Origin of the sequence: Micromonospora echinofusca (assembly GCF_900091445.1) — a bacterium.
Classification (GTDB): Bacteria; Actinomycetota; Actinomycetes; order Mycobacteriales; family Micromonosporaceae; genus Micromonospora; species Micromonospora echinofusca.
On the sequence record NZ_LT607733.1, the window covers coordinates 1,392,024 to 1,406,314 of the forward strand.

Sequence of the window (14,291 nt, forward strand, 5' to 3'; positions counted from 1 at the left end):
CGGGGGATCGCAGGAATAACCCCCGTGAGCCGGGTATCCGTGCGGTCCAACGTCTCTAGGGGGGGAAAGCATGTTGGGTATCAAACGCCTCGGCCTGCTGGCCGCGCTGGTGCTGGTGGGGATCGCGCCGGCTGCGGCGGCGCAGGCCGCGGTGCAGCCGTCGCAGCAGGACACCCAGTACCTGCAGGCCGTCCATCAGGTCAACCTGTTCGAGATCACCTCGGGTGACCTGGCCCAGCAGAAGGGTCAGAGCCAGGGGGTCAAGGACCTGGGCCAGCGGTTCAAGACCGACCACACCCAGGTCGACCAGTCGGTGCAGGAGGTGGCCAACCAGCTCGGCGTCGAACTGCCGGCTGAGCCCACCGCCGACCAGCAGGCCGTCATCGACCAGCTGAACAACGCCAGCGGCGAGGAGTTCGACCGGCTCTGGGTGACCAGCGAGCTGGCCGGCCACGTCCAGGCCATCCAGGCCACCCAGACGGAGATCTCGCAGGGCTCCGAGCAGTCGGTGGTCCAGCTGGCCCAGACCGCCCTGCCGATCCTGCAGGCGCACTACGACGCGCTGGTGCAGCTGGCGGAGCAGCTGGGCATCCCGGTGCCGCAGACCAGCGCCAGCGGCACCCCGAGCCCGGGTGGCACGACGCCGGCTCCGGGCGGCACCACCGAGACCCCGGCTCCGGGCGGCACCACCGAGTCGCCGGCTCCGGGTGGCACCGAGGAGGCGCCGGCTCCCACGCAGAGCTGACGCCCGCGCACCACGACGGCCGGTCCATCCTTCCGGGTGGGCCGGCCGTCCGGCGTGGGCGCCGGGCCGCGCCGCCGCCCGGCGCCCGGGGTCAGTCGGCGTTCGCCAGGCCGATCGCGAACGCCTCCTCCAGATCGTGCTGGGAGTACGCGCGGAAGGCGATGTGCGACTCGGTGTTGAGCACCCCCGGCACCTTGGAGATGCTGCCGGCGATCACCTGGGCGATCTGCTCGAACTCGCGGACCCGGACCATCGCGATCAGGTCGACGTGGCCGGCCACCGAGTAGACCTCGCTGACGCCGGGCAGGTTGGCCAGGTTCTCGGCCACCTCGGGGATCGAGTCGGTGGCACAGTCGATCAGCACGATCGCGGTGATCACGGGGCATTTCTCCGTTCGTCGGCGTCGTCGCCCATGCTAGATGTTCCCCCGGCCCGCCGACGGCGGTGTGCCGGGGACGGTGAGGGCGGTGCCGGCGCGGACCGCGTCGCGCAGGCGCTCGCGGGGGCCGACGGTGGCGCCGGGCCAGACGACCGCACGCTCCACGTCGCCGTGCACGACCGCGCCCGCGCCGATCACCGCCGACCGGCAGTGGCCGGTCACCGTGGCCGTCGGGTCCACCAGGTTGCCGCCGCCGGCGGCGTGCAGGTTGGCCGTCAGGTAGTCGGCCGGGGTGCCGGTGTCGTAGAACGTGCCGGGGTAGGGCACGACGGCCAGCGCGCCGGCCGCCTCCGCCGGCCGCCAGACGGCGCGGACGAGGTCGCCGAAGCCGACCGGCAACTCCCGCACCAGCCGCCACGGCAGCAGCGAGAAGCCGGTGAACACGTGCCCGTCGAAGGTGCCGGGCGCCGCCGGGTCGGCGGCGGGCTGGCCGAGCAGGCGTACGGAGTCGCCGTCCCAGCCGTCCAGCAGCGCGGCGATGTCGGGCCCCGGTGGCCGTGCCGGGTCGGCGAGGTAGGCGTCGGCGTTGCCGACCAGGACGCCGCGTCCGGCGATCCAGTCCCGCAGGTTCGCCACGCCGCCGGCGGTGCCGAGCGGATCGCCCGGCTCCACGGAGTGGTGGGCGCGGCCCCCGACGTGCGCGACGACCTGCTCGCCGAGGTAGCAGGCGTTGACGGCGACCCGGGCGGGTCCGGCCAGGCCGAGCCCGGCCAGCCGGTCCAGCGCCCGGTCGAGCAGCGGCACGTTGCCCACCGGGCAGAGGGCCTTGGGCAGCCGCTCGGTCAGCGGCCGCAGCCGGGTGCCCTCGCCGGCGGCGAGCACCACCGCGCAGACCTCGGCCGGGCCGTCGGCGTCGCGGCCGGCGGTCACGGCTTCGTGTCGGGCACCGGGGGCGGGAACTGCCCGGCCAGCGGTCCGATGTCGTAGTACGCGAGCAGCCGGGCCGTCGGCCAGGTCAGCTTCGGCAGGTCATCGAGCGGGTGCCAGGCGGCCTCGAAGACCTCGGCGCCGTCGACCTTCAGCTCGGTGCGCGACGCCGGGACCTCGGCGGTGAACACCATGTCCACCCAGCCCTTGGCGTGCACCACGGCGTTCGGCACGGCGGGGCTCAGCTGCCGGGGTGAGAGCCGGATGCCGGACTCCTCGTGCAGCTCGCGGGCGGCGCCCACGACGGGTGCCTCGCCCTTCTGCAACAGGCCGGCGGGCAGCCCCCAGCCCCTCCCGGGCGGCTGGCGCAGCAGCAACAGCCGGCCCGCCCCCTCGGCCTCGCTGTCCCGGACGAGGGTGACCGCGCCGACGATGTACTTCGGCACGGCCAGCCGGACCAGGCGGCGGCGTACCGGCAACGGCAGCCGGTAGAAGACCTGGTAGGCGACGGCCCGACCGGTGGCGCGCGAGCGGGGGATCATGCGTCCAGGCTAGTGGCCGCGAGGAACGTTCGGACCACCCGGGCCGCAGCCGTCACTGTCGGTGGTCCACCAGGTCGATGAGCTGGCGTACGACCGCGTCCGGCTCGATCACCCGGTCGAACACCGCGACCAGCAGCGTCTCCAGGTCGGGGTAGCCCAGCTCCTCCGACAGCCGCAGCAGCGGCAGGTCGCTGGCGAGGCCCCGGTCGTGCTTGCGCAGGGCCAGCCCGATCGTGGCCCGGCCGAGGCGGACCTTGTCGGTGATGGAGATGCCGGGCTCGGTGTGGTCGGCGAACCACCGGCTGATCTGCATCTGCGCCTGCGGCGACTTGACGAAGCCGAGCCACTCCCGGCGGGGCCCGCGTGGGGCGACGTCGGCGTCGAAGCCGTTCGCGGCGTCGGTCTCGGTGAAGATCTCCACCACGTCGCCCTCGTCCAGCTCGGAGGAGAGCGGGGCCAGCCGGCCGTTGATCCGCGCCGCCAGACAGTGGTCGCCCCGCTCGGTGCCCAGCTCGTACGCGAGGTCGACGGGGGTCGCCCCGGCGGGCAGCACGACCTGTCGCCCGTCGGCGAAGACCTGGATCTGCGTCTCGGCGAGGTCGCAGCGCAGCGATTCGAGGAACTGGGCCGGATCGGCCGCGTCCTGCTCCCAGTCGAGCACCCGACGCAGCCAGTCGAGCTGCTCGGCCCGAGCCGCGGCCGGGCCGCCGCCCGAACGCGGGAAGCGGAAGTCGGCGGCGACCCCGTACTCCGCCGAGCGGTGCATCTCCTCGGTGCGGATCAGCACCTCCACGGTGCGGTCCTTCGGCCCGCAGACGCTGGTGTGCAGCGAGCGGTAGAGGTTGTTCTTGGGCGAGGCGATGAAGTCCTTGAACCGGCCGGGTACGGGCCGCCACGTGCCGTGGATTGCGCCGAGCGCCGCGTAGCAGTCGGTGGCCGGGCCGTCCACCACGATCGCGATGCGGGGCAGGTCGAAGGGGGCGGCGTGGCCACCGGCGACGGTGTCCTTCCAGATCGAGTAGAGGTGCCGGGGGCGGGGGGTCACCACCGCGTCCACCCGGCTGCGGCGCAGGGCCGACTTCGCCCGGGCGACCACCTCGTCGAGGTACGCGTCCCAGCCCGGCCGGTCGTGCACGTGCCGGGCGATCCGGGCGTGCGACTCCGGCTCCAGGTGCAGCAGCACCACGTCGTCGAGTTCGCGCTTGAGCGTCTGGATGCCCAGCCGGTCGCAGAGCGGGACCAGGACCTCCTGGGTCTTGCGGGCGATCCGCTCCCGCGACGCGGCGGACCGGACGCCCAGGGTGCGCATGTTGTGCAGCCGGTCGGCCAACTTGATGATCAGGACCCGGACGTCCTTGCCGGCCGCGATGATCATCTTACGGATCGTCTCGGCCTCGGCGGCCTTGCCGTAGAAGGCCTTGTCGAACTTCGTCACCCCGTCGACGAGGTGGGCCACCTCCGGCCCGAAGTCCTCGGCGAGCGCCTGGAGCGTGTAGCGGGTGTCCTCCACGGTGTCGTGCAGCAGCGCGGCGACCAGGGTGATGGCGTCCATGCCGATCTCGGCGCAGATCTGGGCCACCGCCAGCGGGTGCGTGATGTAGGGCTCACCGCTCTTGCGGAACTGCCCGCGGTGCATGTTCTCCGCGATGGTGTAGGCCCGACGCAGCACGGAGGGCTCGGTGCCGGGGTGGATCGTCCGATGGGTCCGGACGAGGTGGCTGACCGGGTCGGTGTCGGCCGTGGGCCAGCTCAGCAGCGAGCGCAGTCGGCGGGCCAGCGGTAACTCGCCCGCCTGGGTCGGGAGGGCGCCCCCCAGGGCGGCGCCGCGTCCGGCGTCGACGTCCACGTGGGACACCTCCTCACCCCGGCTCCACGGCCGCCGGAACCCGGCAACCGTGAGCAGGCCCACGAAACGGGCAGGACTGCACTTCTCTAACAGCCTAAGGGAGCCGAGGTAGTCCGATCGGTCACTTGGTCATGGGCGTTCGGTCGAGCTTTGGTGGGAGGCGGCGTTCTCGGCCTTCCGCAGCAGGTCGCGGAAGCGGGCCGCACCGGCCACCGGGGACGCCCAACCGGAGGACATCTCCACCAACCGCGTCTCGGGCCGTTCCAACCAGGACAGGATGCGTTCCGTCTCCTCCGCGGAGGCACACGGCACCGGGCCGTGGCCGGGCAGGACGGTCTCGGCGGTCGCCCGGATCGCGGCGATCGTCGGTCGGGGGTGGACACCGGGGGGCGAGACGCCGGCGCCGGCCAGCCGGCCGTGCCGCACCAGCGCCAACTCCCAGCCACCCCGGGCCGCCGGCCGCGCGGCGGCCAGCTCGGCGATGCCGGTCAGGGCCGTCAGCCGCTGCATCCGTACGGTCGCCCGCAGCACCGCCGTCAGCCGGGACCGGGCCACCGCCGCCTCCTCGTAGCGCTGGGCGCCGGAGAGCACCTCGATGCGGGCGAGCAGGGCGTCGACCACCGGGCGGGGGTCGCTGGCGGTGGCGGTGCGAAACGGTGCGACCGCGCGGGCGTCGTACTCCTCGGGGGTGATCCGGTGCTCGCAGGGTGCCGGGCAGCGACCCAGCTCGGCCAGCGCGCAGGCCGGTGTGACCGTGCGCAGCGACAGCCGGTGGGTGCACTGGCGCAGCGGCACGGCGTCGTGGAAGCCGGCGGCGGCCAGCTCCGCGGCGCGCCGGGAGCTGAACGGCCCGAGGTAGGCGGCGTCGCCGGGGGAGATGGACCGCACCACCGACAGCCGGGGATACGGCCCGTCCGTCAGCTTCAGCCAGAGCATCCGCTCCGGGAACTTCGACCGCCGGTTGTAGGGCGGGGCGTGCGCCCCGATCAGCCGCAGCTCGCGGACCTCCGCCTCCAGCGAGTGGGCGCACTCCACCGCCTCGACCCGCTCGGCGGCGGCGAGCATCTCGGAGATCCGGGCCCGCTTCTCGGCCGCCGTGAAGTAGCTGCGCACCCGGGTGGCGATGTCGCCGGAGGTGCCGACGTAGAGCGGCCGGTCGTCGGCGGCCCGGAAGATGTAGACCCCCGGCGCCTTGGGCAGCCCCTCGGCCAGGTGCCGCTTGCGTCGCTGGGTCGGGCTGACCGCCCGGGCGAACTCGATGGCGTCGCCGACGGTGTCGACCCGGTGCCCGGCCAGGCGGGCGATCAGCCCGTGCAGCACGTCGACGGTGGCCTTGGCGTCGTCGAGCGCCCGGTGGGTGGGCTGGGTGGCGGTGCGGAAGTAGGTGGCGAGGGTGCCGAGCTTGCGGTTGGGCACCTCGTCGCGGGTCAGCACCCGGCGGGCCAGCGCGGCGGTGTCGAGCACCCGTGGGTTGGGCCAGCGGTAGCCGTGCTTCGCGCAGGCGGCCTTGAGGAAACCCACGTCGTAGGGGGCGTTGTGGGCGACCAGCACGGCGTCGGTGATGAACTCCAGGAAGCTCGGCAGCACCTGCTCGATCGGCGGGGCGGGCACCAGCATGGCCTGGGTGATGCCCGTGAGCACGGTGATGAAGGGCGGGATGGGCACGCCGGGGTTGACCAGGGTGGCCAGCACGCCCAGCTCCTCGCCGCCGCGCACCTTCACGGCGCCGATCTCGGTGATCCCACCGCCGTCCGGCGCGCCGCCGGTGGTCTCCAGGTCGACCACCACGAACGTCGTCGCGTACAGCGGCAGCGCCGGGTCGATCCCGCCCGCGCCCGGGTCGAACCCGGCCAGCGGCTCCTGGACGTACTCGGTCTCTGCCATCGGCGGCACGCTAGCGGTCCGGTCCGACACTCCCGTCCCAGGGGCATCAGACGTCACCACGGGTCTAGGATGAGAGATCGGCTCACTCACCGGGCGGTGGGCCCGGTCGCGGTGGGAGACTTGCCACATGCCCCTCACCGAGCCGCACGACGACCACCTCCGGCAGGAGGATCCGGTCGACGCTGCGCGTGAGACCGGTGGGGGCGTTCCCGACGAGGTCGGCCCCGAGGTCACGGCCGCCGAGGCGCCCGAGGCCGACGTGTCGCGGCCCGAGGCGGAGGCGGAGGCGTCCGCGCCCGAGCCGGAGCCCGTCCTGCCCGAGCCGGTCCGGCAGCGCATCGTGGCGCTCACCGCGGCGGTGCTGCCCGGGCTGCCCGCCGACGAGGTGCCGGTGCCGCTGCGCCGGGTCGCCAAGTTCGCCCCGAACCGCCGGGCCCGGCTCGGTGCCCCGGCGATCGCCGCCCAGCTCACCGGCGACCCGCTGTTCCGGCAGCGGATCACCGCCCGGGTGCTCGCCGACACCGGTGACCTGGGCGCCGCCGTGCTGGAGGGCACGGCGCCGGCCGCCGCCGACCCGGTCGAGGTGGCCGCGCTGGCCTACCTGGCCCGGCCCCGGGGCTGGCGCGACCTGATCGAGGCCAGCGGCGCGGCGGTCCGCGCCGAGGCCGACAGCGCCGTGGTCGCCGAACTGGTCCGCGAGGCCGAGCAGCGGGCCACCCGCGCCGAGCACGACCGGGCGGTGGCCCGGGTCGAGGCGGAGAAGCTCCGCGACGAGCTGGCGCGGGTCCGCGAGGAGCTGGGCCAACTGCGCGAGGACAGCCGACAGCTGCACCGGTCGCTGCGCGAGACGCAGGCCCGCGAGCGCAAGGCCGCCGAGTTGCTCGCCACCGAGCGGGGCCGGGCCGCCCGGGCGACGGCGGACGCCGACGCGGAGCTGCGTCGGGTACGGGCGCGGCTGGCCGAGGCCGAGGCGGCCGCCGGGGTGGCCCGGGCCAGCGCCAAGGAGGCCCGCTCGGTCGACGACGCCCGGCTCTGGCTGCTGCTGGAGACCATCGGGCAGGCCGCCGTGGGGCTGCGCCGGGAGCTGGCGCTCGACCCGGTCGACAAGCTGCCCGCCGACTTCGTCGCCGACGCCTTCGCCGACCAGTCCGGCACCACGGCGGCCGGCACCGCCGCCCGGGCCCGCGACACCGACGACCCGGCCCGCCTCGACCAGTTGCTCGCCCTGCCCCGGGCGCACCTCGTCGTCGACGGCTACAACGTGACCAAACGAGGCTTCGGCGAGATGTCCCTGGAGCAGCAGCGCAAGCGGCTGATCACCGGGCTGGGCGGGATCGCCGCGCAGACCGGCGACGAGGTCACGGTGGTCTTCGACGGCGCTGAGCGGATGCACGGGCTGCCGCCTTCGCCGCGCGGCGTGCGGGTGCTCTTCTCCCGCAAGGGGGAGACCGCCGACGAGCTGATCCGGCGCCTGGTCCGCGCCGAGCCGTCGGGCCGCCCGGTGGTGGTGGTCTCCTCGGACCGCGAGGTCGCCGACGGCGTACGCCGGCACGGGGCGTACCCGCTGGGTGCCGATTCGCTGCTGCGCCGGCTCGCCCGGTCCTGATCGGGACGCTTGATCGCTTTCGGGCCCTCCGGGGCCGGTTGTCCCTTTCTGTCGTACCCCCGGCCTACCGTCGTGGTGACCGACGGTGCTCGGGTGGCGACGGTGACGCCGCACCCGGCCGCCGCAGCGCATCAGGAGGCGAGATGCTCATCGACTGCGCGGGGTGCGGGATCCGGGGGAGCGGCTGTGCCGACTGCCTGGTGACCGCCCTGCTCGACGATTCGTCCCCGGCCGCCGGGCTGGGCGGCCCGGAGGCCCGGGCGATCGAGGTGTTCGCCCGGGCCGGGTTCGAGGTGGAGGTGCTGCCCACCCCCCCGGCCCGCCGGGCGGCAGACCCGACGTCGCCGCGTCGCGTGACGCGCGCGGGCCGGGGCACTCGACGACGCCCGCCCCCGGGCCGGTGGCTCGGGGACGGGCGTGCGAGGGGATGACGGTCAGCGGGACGGGTCCCGGTTGAACAGCCTCTTCGCCCAGAGATAGCCGACCAGCGCGATGGCGGCGCACCAGGCCGTCGCGACAGCGGCGTTCGTCCCCATCGGCCCGCCGGTCGTCAGGCCGCGCAGGGTCTCGATGATGGGGGTGAAGGGCTGGTGCTCGGCGAACTGCCGCAGCCCGGCGGGCATCGATTCGGTGGGCACGAACCCGCTGCCGATGAAGGGCAGGTAGGTCAGCGGCATGGGCAGGTTGCTCGCCGTCTCGACGCTCTTGGAGACCAGCCCCAGCGCGACCGAGAGCCAGGTGAACGCGAAGGCGGTCATGACCAGCACACCGGCGGCCGCCAGCCAGGCCGGCGCGTCCGTGGTGGGCCGGAAGCCGATCAGCAGGGCCACCCCGGTGACCACCGCCAGGCTGAGCACGGTCTGTACCATGCTGCCCAGCACGTGCCCGGTCAGCACCGACACCCGGGCGATCGCCATGGTCCGGAACCGGGCGATGATGCCCTCGGTCATGTCCATGGCGACCGACACCGCCGTCCCGGTGGCCGCCAGGCCGGCGGTGATCAGCAGGATTCCCGGGGTCACGTAGTTGACGTAGTCGCCCCGGTCGCCCGAGCCGCCGCCCAGCCCGGCGCCGAGGGTCGAGCCGAAGACGTAGACGAAGAGCAGCAGGAGCAGGATGGGCATGCCGACGAGCAGCACCGTCATCGAGGGGTAGCGCACCCAGCGGCGCAGGTTGCGGCGCAGCATGGTGCGGGAGTCGCGTACGGCGTACGTGAGGGTGCTCATCGGGGGGTTCCCACCTTCTCGGGCCGGCCGGTGAGGGCCAGGAAGACGTCGTCGAGATCGGGCGTGTGCACGGACAGCGACTCCACGGCGATGGACTGGCCGTCGAGCAGGTCGAGCAGGTCGCGCAGCGACCGGACACCGCCGTCGCCGGGCACGTGCAGGGTGAGCTCGTCGGCGGTGCGGGAATGCCCGGGCAGCATCCGCGCGGCCGTGTCGTACGCGGCCCGGTCGGCGAAACGCAGGCTGACGTGCCCGCCGGGGACGAGTCGCTTGAGTTCCGCCGGGCTGCCCTCCGCCACCAGGCGGCCGTGGTCGAGCACGGCGATGCGGTCGGCGAGCTGGTCCGCCTCCTCCAGGTACTGGGTGGTGAGGAAGATGGTGACGCCGTCCGCCACCAGGTCCCGGACGATCTGCCACATGGCCTGCCGGCTGCGCGGGTCGAGCCCGGTGGTGGGCTCGTCCAGGAAGACCACGCGGGGCCGGCCGACCAGGCCCATCGCCAGGTCGAGCCGCCGGCGCATCCCGCCGGAGTAGCCGGCGACGGGCTTGCCGGCCGCCTCGACGAGGTCGAACATCCTGAGCAGGCCTCTCGCGCGCTGCCGCCCCTCGGCGCGGGGCAGGTGGTGCAGGTCGGCCATGAGCCGCAGGTTCTCCTCGCCGGTGAGCAGCCCGTCGACGGCGGAGAACTGACCGGTCACGCCGATGGCGGCGCGTACCGCGTCGGGCTCCCGGGCGACGTCGTGGCCGGCGACCCGCGCCTCGCCGGAGTCGGCGCCGATCAGGGTGGACAGGATCTGCACCGTCGTGGTCTTGCCGGCGCCGTTGGGGCCGAGCAGGGCGAAGATCGTCCCGGCGGCGACGGTGAGGTCGATGCCGTCGAGCACGACGTGGTCGCCGAAGGACTTCCGTAGGGCGGCGACCGAGATGGCCGCCGGAGCCGGGCTGGGTGGCATGTCTTCTCCTTCCACGCCGGCCGTCGGGCCGGGCGGGGCGGTCCGGCCGTCGGGGCCGGTGGGGACGGACGGGACGGGCGAGCGGGGGTCAGCCGCGGCGGACGACGATGTCGCCGAAGGAGGTCCGGGCGCTCACCCGCACGGCACCCTCGGGCTCGCCGGGCGGGTCGTACGCCTCGAGGTGGTTCTCCACCCGGCCGAACTGGGTGTGCAGGTCGAGCAGGGCGGCGGTGCCGGAGCGGACACCGACCTCGAGCCGACCGCTCTGGGTCCGGACCGTCACCGTGCCCGCCGAGACCTCGCCGATGCGGACGTCGCCGTTGACGGCGGTGGCGGTGACCGTGGCGTACGCGCAGTCGACGGCGATGTCGCCGTTGGCCGCCTTCACGCGCGCCTCGCCGGTGACGGTGCCCAACCAGCTGTCGCCGTTGCTGTTCTTGACCACCGCGTCGCCGTGGACCTCCTGCACCCGGATGCGGCCGGTGCCGGTGCTGATCCGGGCCTGGCCCGCGACCTGCTCCACCCGGACGGCGCCGGCGGAGGTGTCGAGCTCGACGTCGGCGGCGTGGTTCAGCTCGATGTCGCCGGCCGCGGTGCGGACGCGGCAGCTGCCGAGGCGGCCGACGCCGTGGAACGTCGCCACGGAGGCGTCGCCGTGCAGGTGTGAGCCGGTCGGCAGATCGACCGTCACGTCGACCGAGCCGGGCTTGCCGAACAGGCCGAAGCCGCGCTGTCGTGGTGCTCTGACCGTCAGCCGGCCGTCGGCGTACTCGACGCGGGTCTGCTCGGCGGCGCGTACGTCGGCTTCGCTGGCGGCGTTGCTCGGGCGGATCTCGACGACGGTGTCGGTGCGGTCGGCGGCGGTGACGCGGACGTCACCGACGACCAGGTCGACGGTGGCCGTGATCGCGGCGGGGGTGTCGAAAGTGGGCACGACGCGGGTCCTTCCTGACGAGTGGGCGTCCCGGGCGGGGACGGGATGGCGGCGGTGCGGCGGGTCGGCAGGTCAGCGGGCCCAGCCGGTGAAGCGTTCTCCGCCCCGGGGGGCGCGTCGCTGCGGTTGGCGGGCCGTGCCGGAGGCCGCCACGGCGGCGCTGGCCGCCCGGACCAGCCAGGCGTTGACCGAGAGGCCGTCGCGGGCGGCGGCCTCCTCGACGCGGCCCTTGAGGTGCTCGGAGAGGCGGAAGCTGATCCGGGAGGTGGCGCCCTCCTCGGCGTCCGCCGGGGGCGGGACGTCCGGCGCGGCGACGTCCGGCTCGCCCGCGAAGTCGGGGCCGGTCGGCGGTGGCGTCACGACGAAGCTCGGCTCGCGTCCGCGCAGGCGCAGCTCGACCGAGCCGGGCGCCAGATCGCGGGTGATCTCCGCCGCCGCTGCGGCCAGCGCGTCCAGCAGCGCCAGCCGGAGCGCCGACTCGAGCGGCCCGGCCAGCCGCTCGGCCAGCGCCCGGGACTCCGCGCCGCCGAGTTCGGCGACGCCGGCCAGTTCCTGCCGGAGGTTCTCGACATACGACGTCAGGTCCATGACGTCACTATGACACCATCATGACGCCATGGCAAGCGGATATGGCTTCTTCGTGGCGTCACCGTGGCGACAGTTGACGTCGGGATGGCGTACGCCGGCCTGAGTGGGCCGGTGCCGGGCGGGCAATAGGATGGGCGGTCACGGCGGAGGGAGCGGCGGCATGACGCGGGTACGACGCGACGGCGCGAGCCGCATCCCGGCGCCGGGAGGGCGGCGGTGAGCCCGCGCGGCTGGGCGGTGCTGTCGCTCGTCGCCCTGACCGTGGCCCTGGTGGTCACCGCCGCGCTGCTCATCCCGTGGCACCGGCCGCCGGCCCCCCGGGCCGACCAGCTCGCCGCGCTGGGCGACCTGCCCGCCGAGCAGGTGGCCCGCAGCCGGGAGTTCCGTTCCGCGCTGCGCCCCGCCGGCTGGGCCGCGATCGCGATCGGCCTGCTGGTGGCCCTGCTGCTCGGCCTGACCCCGCTGGGCAGCCGGCTCGTCGAGCTGGCCGGCCGCCCGTTCGGCGGGCACTGGGCCGCCCAGGCCGTCCTCGGCGGGCTCGCCGTCGTGCTCGTCGCCGACCTGGTGACCCTGCCGTTCGCCGCCTGGCGGCAGGCCGTGCTCACCCGCTACGGGCTGAGCACCAACGGCTGGAGCGGCTGGACGGCCGACCTGCTCAAGTCGTACGCGGTCAGCGCGGTGATCGGCGCGGTGGCACTGCTCGGCTTCTACACCGTCATCCGGCTGTCGCCGCGCTGGTGGTGGGCGTTCGGCGCGGCCGGCGCGGCGACCCTGGTGGTGCTGCTCTCCTTCGTGCTGCCCGTGCTGGTCGAGCCGGTCTTCAACCGGTTCACCCCGATGGAGCAGGGGCCGCTGCGCGCCCAGCTGATGCAGCTGGCGGCCCGCGACGGCGTCCCCGTACGCGACGTGCTGGTCGCCGACGCGTCACGGCGCACCCGGGCGGTCAACGCGTACGTCTCGGGGCTCGGGCCGACGCGGCGCGTGGTGGTCTACGACACGCTGCTGCGCGAGGCGACGCCCGCCGAGGTGACCGCGGTGGTGGCCCACGAGCTGGGGCACGCCAAGGACCGGGACGTCGCCGTCGGCACGCTGACCGGTGCGCTGGGCGCCGCCGCGGCGGTGGTCGCGCTCTACCTGCTCGGCTCCTCCGGCCCGCTGCTGCGCCTGGCCGGCGTCGACTCGGTCGCCCAGCCACGCGCGTTCCCCCTGCTCGTCGCCCTGGTGACGGTGGCCGGACTGGTCTCCGCCCCGGCGCAGGCGCTGATGTCGCGGCGGGTGGAGGCGCGCGCCGACGCGCACGCGCTCGCGCTGACCGGCGATTCGGCCGCCTTCGAGGCGATGCAGCGGCGGCTCGCCGGCATCAACCTCGCCGACCCCGACCCGCCCCGCTGGGAATACCTCTACTCCGCCACCCACCCGTCCACGGTCGAGCGGATGGCCGCCGCCCGAGCCCACGCCAGGGAGACCGGCCGATGAGCCGTACGCTGCTGATCACCAACGACTTCCCGCCGCGTCCCGGGGGGATCCAGTCCTTCGTGCACAACCTCGCGGTGCGCCAGCCCGCCGGGTCGGTGGTCGTCTACGCCTCGACGTGGCGCGGCGCGGAGAAGTTCGACGCCGACCAGCCGTTCGAGGTGGTCCGCGACCGCACCCGGGTGCTGCTGCCCACCCCCCGGGTCGCCCGCCGGGCCGCCCGCCTGGCGCGCGCGTACGACTGCGACACGGTGTGGTTCGGCGCGGCGGCCCCCCTCGGGCTGCTCGCCGCGGGCCTGCGCCGGCGCACGGGCATCCGCCGGGCGGTGGCGCAGACCCACGGGCACGAGGTCGGCTGGGCCGCGCTGCCGGCCGCCCGGGCGGCGCTGCGGCGGATCGGGCGCGGCGTCGACGTGACGACCTACCTGGGGGAGTACACCCGGGTGCGGCTGGAGCGGGCGCTGCACGGGGTGACCGAGCTGCACCGGCTCGCCCCGGGGGTGGACGTGGACGCCTACCACCCCTCGGTCGACGGCCAGGCGGTCCGGGTCCGGCTCGGGCTGGCCGACCGCCCGGTCGTGGTCTGTGTGTCCCGGCTGGTGCCGCGCAAGGGGCAGGACATGCTGATCCGGGCGATGCCCGAGATCCGCCGCCGGGTGCCCGACGCCGCGCTGCTCGTGGTCGGGGGCGGGCCCTACCGGGCCACGCTGGAGAAGTTGGCCCGCCAGGCGGGCGTCGAGCGGGACGTGGTCTTCACCGGCTCGGTGCCGTCGGCGGAGCTGCCGGCCCACTACGCCGCCGGCGACGTCTACGCCATGCCCTGCCGCACCCGCAACCGGGGCCTGGACGTCGAGGGGCTCGGGATCGTCTATCTGGAGGCCTCCGCGACCGGCCTGCCCGTGGTGGCCGGCGACTCCGGTGGCGCACCGGACGCCGTCCGCGAGGGCGAGACGGGCTTCGTGGTCCGTGGCCGCGACGTCGCCCAGCTCGCCGACCGGGTGGCCACGCTGCTCGCCGACCGGGACCTGGCCCGCCAGTTCGGCGCGGCCGGCCGTGCCTGGGTGGAGCGGGAGTGGCGCTGGGAGGCACAGGCGCAGCGGATGGCCGCCCTGCTCGCCGGCTGACGGCCCCGCGCCGCGGTCCCGGCGACGACCGGGAGGGGCGGCGGTGCCGAGGCGCGGACGGTCG

General features: G+C 74.9%; 14 protein-coding genes. 5 read left to right on the forward strand and 9 right to left on the reverse strand.

Annotation, left to right across the window (positions count from 1 at the left end; all coding sequences use genetic code 11):
* Nucleotides 1–70 precede the first annotated feature (70 nt).
* Entirely contained in the window at nucleotides 71–745 is a 675-nt protein-coding gene (locus GA0070610_RS06445) for a DUF4142 domain-containing protein (protein WP_088999171.1), read from the forward strand.
* Between the two features lie 91 nt (nucleotides 746–836).
* On the opposite strand, the gene GA0070610_RS06450 is transcribed toward GA0070610_RS06445, so the two are convergent.
* The 5 genes from GA0070610_RS06450 to GA0070610_RS06470 form a co-directional block, all read right to left on the reverse strand.
* Complete coding sequence (locus GA0070610_RS06450) at nucleotides 837–1,124, reverse strand: Lrp/AsnC family transcriptional regulator (RefSeq protein WP_088999172.1); 288 nt, start codon at nucleotides 1,122–1,124, stop codon at nucleotides 837–839.
* Nucleotides 1,125–1,160: 36 nt separating this feature from the next.
* Nucleotides 1,161–2,054, reverse strand: coding sequence for a nucleotidyltransferase family protein (locus GA0070610_RS06455; protein WP_088999173.1), 894 nt, complete (start codon nucleotides 2,052–2,054; stop codon nucleotides 1,161–1,163).
* Complete coding sequence (locus GA0070610_RS06460) at nucleotides 2,051–2,593, reverse strand: NUDIX domain-containing protein (RefSeq protein ID WP_088999174.1); 543 nt, start codon at nucleotides 2,591–2,593, stop codon at nucleotides 2,051–2,053. The genes GA0070610_RS06455 and GA0070610_RS06460 overlap by 4 nt, the downstream gene beginning before the upstream one ends.
* 52 nt (nucleotides 2,594–2,645) lie before the next feature.
* Nucleotides 2,646–4,439: a RelA/SpoT family protein gene (locus tag GA0070610_RS06465; RefSeq protein WP_089003315.1), complete on the reverse strand. Its 1,794-nt coding sequence runs from the start codon at nucleotides 4,437–4,439 to the stop codon at nucleotides 2,646–2,648.
* A gap of 129 nt (nucleotides 4,440–4,568) precedes the next feature.
* A complete protein-coding gene (locus tag GA0070610_RS06470; RefSeq protein ID WP_089003316.1) occupies nucleotides 4,569–6,323 on the reverse strand; it encodes a DEDD exonuclease domain-containing protein in 1,755 nt (584 codons plus the stop codon).
* Between the two features lie 127 nt (nucleotides 6,324–6,450).
* Between GA0070610_RS06470 and GA0070610_RS06475 the strand changes: the two genes are divergently transcribed.
* Together GA0070610_RS06475 and GA0070610_RS06480 are read left to right on the forward strand one after the other, a co-directional pair.
* Nucleotides 6,451–7,929: an NYN domain-containing protein gene (locus GA0070610_RS06475; protein ID WP_088999175.1), complete on the forward strand. Its 1,479-nt coding sequence runs from the start codon at nucleotides 6,451–6,453 to the stop codon at nucleotides 7,927–7,929.
* 143 nt (nucleotides 7,930–8,072) lie between these two features.
* Nucleotides 8,073–8,360: a hypothetical protein gene (locus GA0070610_RS06480; protein ID WP_088999176.1), complete on the forward strand. Its 288-nt coding sequence runs from the start codon at nucleotides 8,073–8,075 to the stop codon at nucleotides 8,358–8,360.
* A 3-nt stretch (nucleotides 8,361–8,363) separates the two neighbouring features.
* On the opposite strand, the gene GA0070610_RS06485 is transcribed toward GA0070610_RS06480, so the two are convergent.
* The 4 genes from GA0070610_RS06485 to GA0070610_RS06500 form a co-directional block, all read right to left on the reverse strand.
* Nucleotides 8,364–9,155: an ABC transporter permease gene (locus tag GA0070610_RS06485; RefSeq protein WP_088999177.1), complete on the reverse strand. Its 792-nt coding sequence runs from the start codon at nucleotides 9,153–9,155 to the stop codon at nucleotides 8,364–8,366.
* Nucleotides 9,152–10,108 (reverse strand): ATP-binding cassette domain-containing protein, encoded by a 957-nt coding sequence (locus GA0070610_RS06490; protein ID WP_088999178.1) that lies wholly within the window; start codon nucleotides 10,106–10,108, stop codon nucleotides 9,152–9,154. Before GA0070610_RS06490 ends, GA0070610_RS06485 begins: the two co-directional genes overlap by 4 nt.
* Nucleotides 10,109–10,196: 88 nt before the next feature.
* Complete coding sequence (locus GA0070610_RS06495) at nucleotides 10,197–11,042, reverse strand: DUF4097 family beta strand repeat-containing protein (protein ID WP_088999179.1); 846 nt, start codon at nucleotides 11,040–11,042, stop codon at nucleotides 10,197–10,199.
* Nucleotides 11,043–11,114: 72 nt separating this feature from the next.
* On the reverse strand, nucleotides 11,115–11,630 hold the full coding sequence (locus GA0070610_RS06500; protein ID WP_088999180.1) for a hypothetical protein: 516 nt from the start codon (nucleotides 11,628–11,630) through the stop codon (nucleotides 11,115–11,117).
* 216 nt (nucleotides 11,631–11,846) lie between these two features.
* Between GA0070610_RS06500 and GA0070610_RS06505 the strand changes: the two genes are divergently transcribed.
* On the forward strand, nucleotides 11,847–13,106 hold the full coding sequence (locus tag GA0070610_RS06505; protein ID WP_088999181.1) for a M48 family metallopeptidase: 1,260 nt from the start codon (nucleotides 11,847–11,849) through the stop codon (nucleotides 13,104–13,106).
* On the forward strand, nucleotides 13,103–14,227 hold the full coding sequence (locus GA0070610_RS06510) for a glycosyltransferase family 4 protein (protein WP_088999182.1): 1,125 nt from the start codon (nucleotides 13,103–13,105) through the stop codon (nucleotides 14,225–14,227). The genes GA0070610_RS06505 and GA0070610_RS06510 overlap by 4 nt, the downstream gene beginning before the upstream one ends.
* The last annotated feature ends 64 nt before the right edge of the window (nucleotides 14,228–14,291 follow it).

What these genes read in the sequence shown, in the direction of transcription:
- GA0070610_RS06445 (WP_088999171.1), top strand. Translation starts at nt 71, where the DNA reads ATGTTGGGTATCAAACGCCTCGGCCTGCTGGCCGCGCTGGTGCTGGTG.
- GA0070610_RS06460 (WP_088999174.1), bottom strand. Translation starts at nt 2,593, where the DNA reads ATGATCCCCCGCTCGCGCGCCACCGGTCGGGCCGTCGCCTACCAGGTC.
- GA0070610_RS06470 (WP_089003316.1), bottom strand. Translation starts at nt 6,323, where the DNA reads ATGGCAGAGACCGAGTACGTCCAGGAGCCGCTGGCCGGGTTCGACCCG.
- GA0070610_RS06475 (WP_088999175.1), top strand. Translation starts at nt 6,451, where the DNA reads ATGCCCCTCACCGAGCCGCACGACGACCACCTCCGGCAGGAGGATCCG.
- GA0070610_RS06480 (WP_088999176.1), top strand. Translation starts at nt 8,073, where the DNA reads ATGCTCATCGACTGCGCGGGGTGCGGGATCCGGGGGAGCGGCTGTGCC.
- GA0070610_RS06485 (WP_088999177.1), bottom strand. Translation starts at nt 9,155, where the DNA reads ATGAGCACCCTCACGTACGCCGTACGCGACTCCCGCACCATGCTGCGC.
- GA0070610_RS06490 (WP_088999178.1), bottom strand. Translation starts at nt 10,108, where the DNA reads ATGCCACCCAGCCCGGCTCCGGCGGCCATCTCGGTCGCCGCCCTACGG.
- GA0070610_RS06500 (WP_088999180.1), bottom strand. Translation starts at nt 11,630, where the DNA reads ATGGACCTGACGTCGTATGTCGAGAACCTCCGGCAGGAACTGGCCGGC.
- GA0070610_RS06510 (WP_088999182.1), top strand. Translation starts at nt 13,103, where the DNA reads ATGAGCCGTACGCTGCTGATCACCAACGACTTCCCGCCGCGTCCCGGG.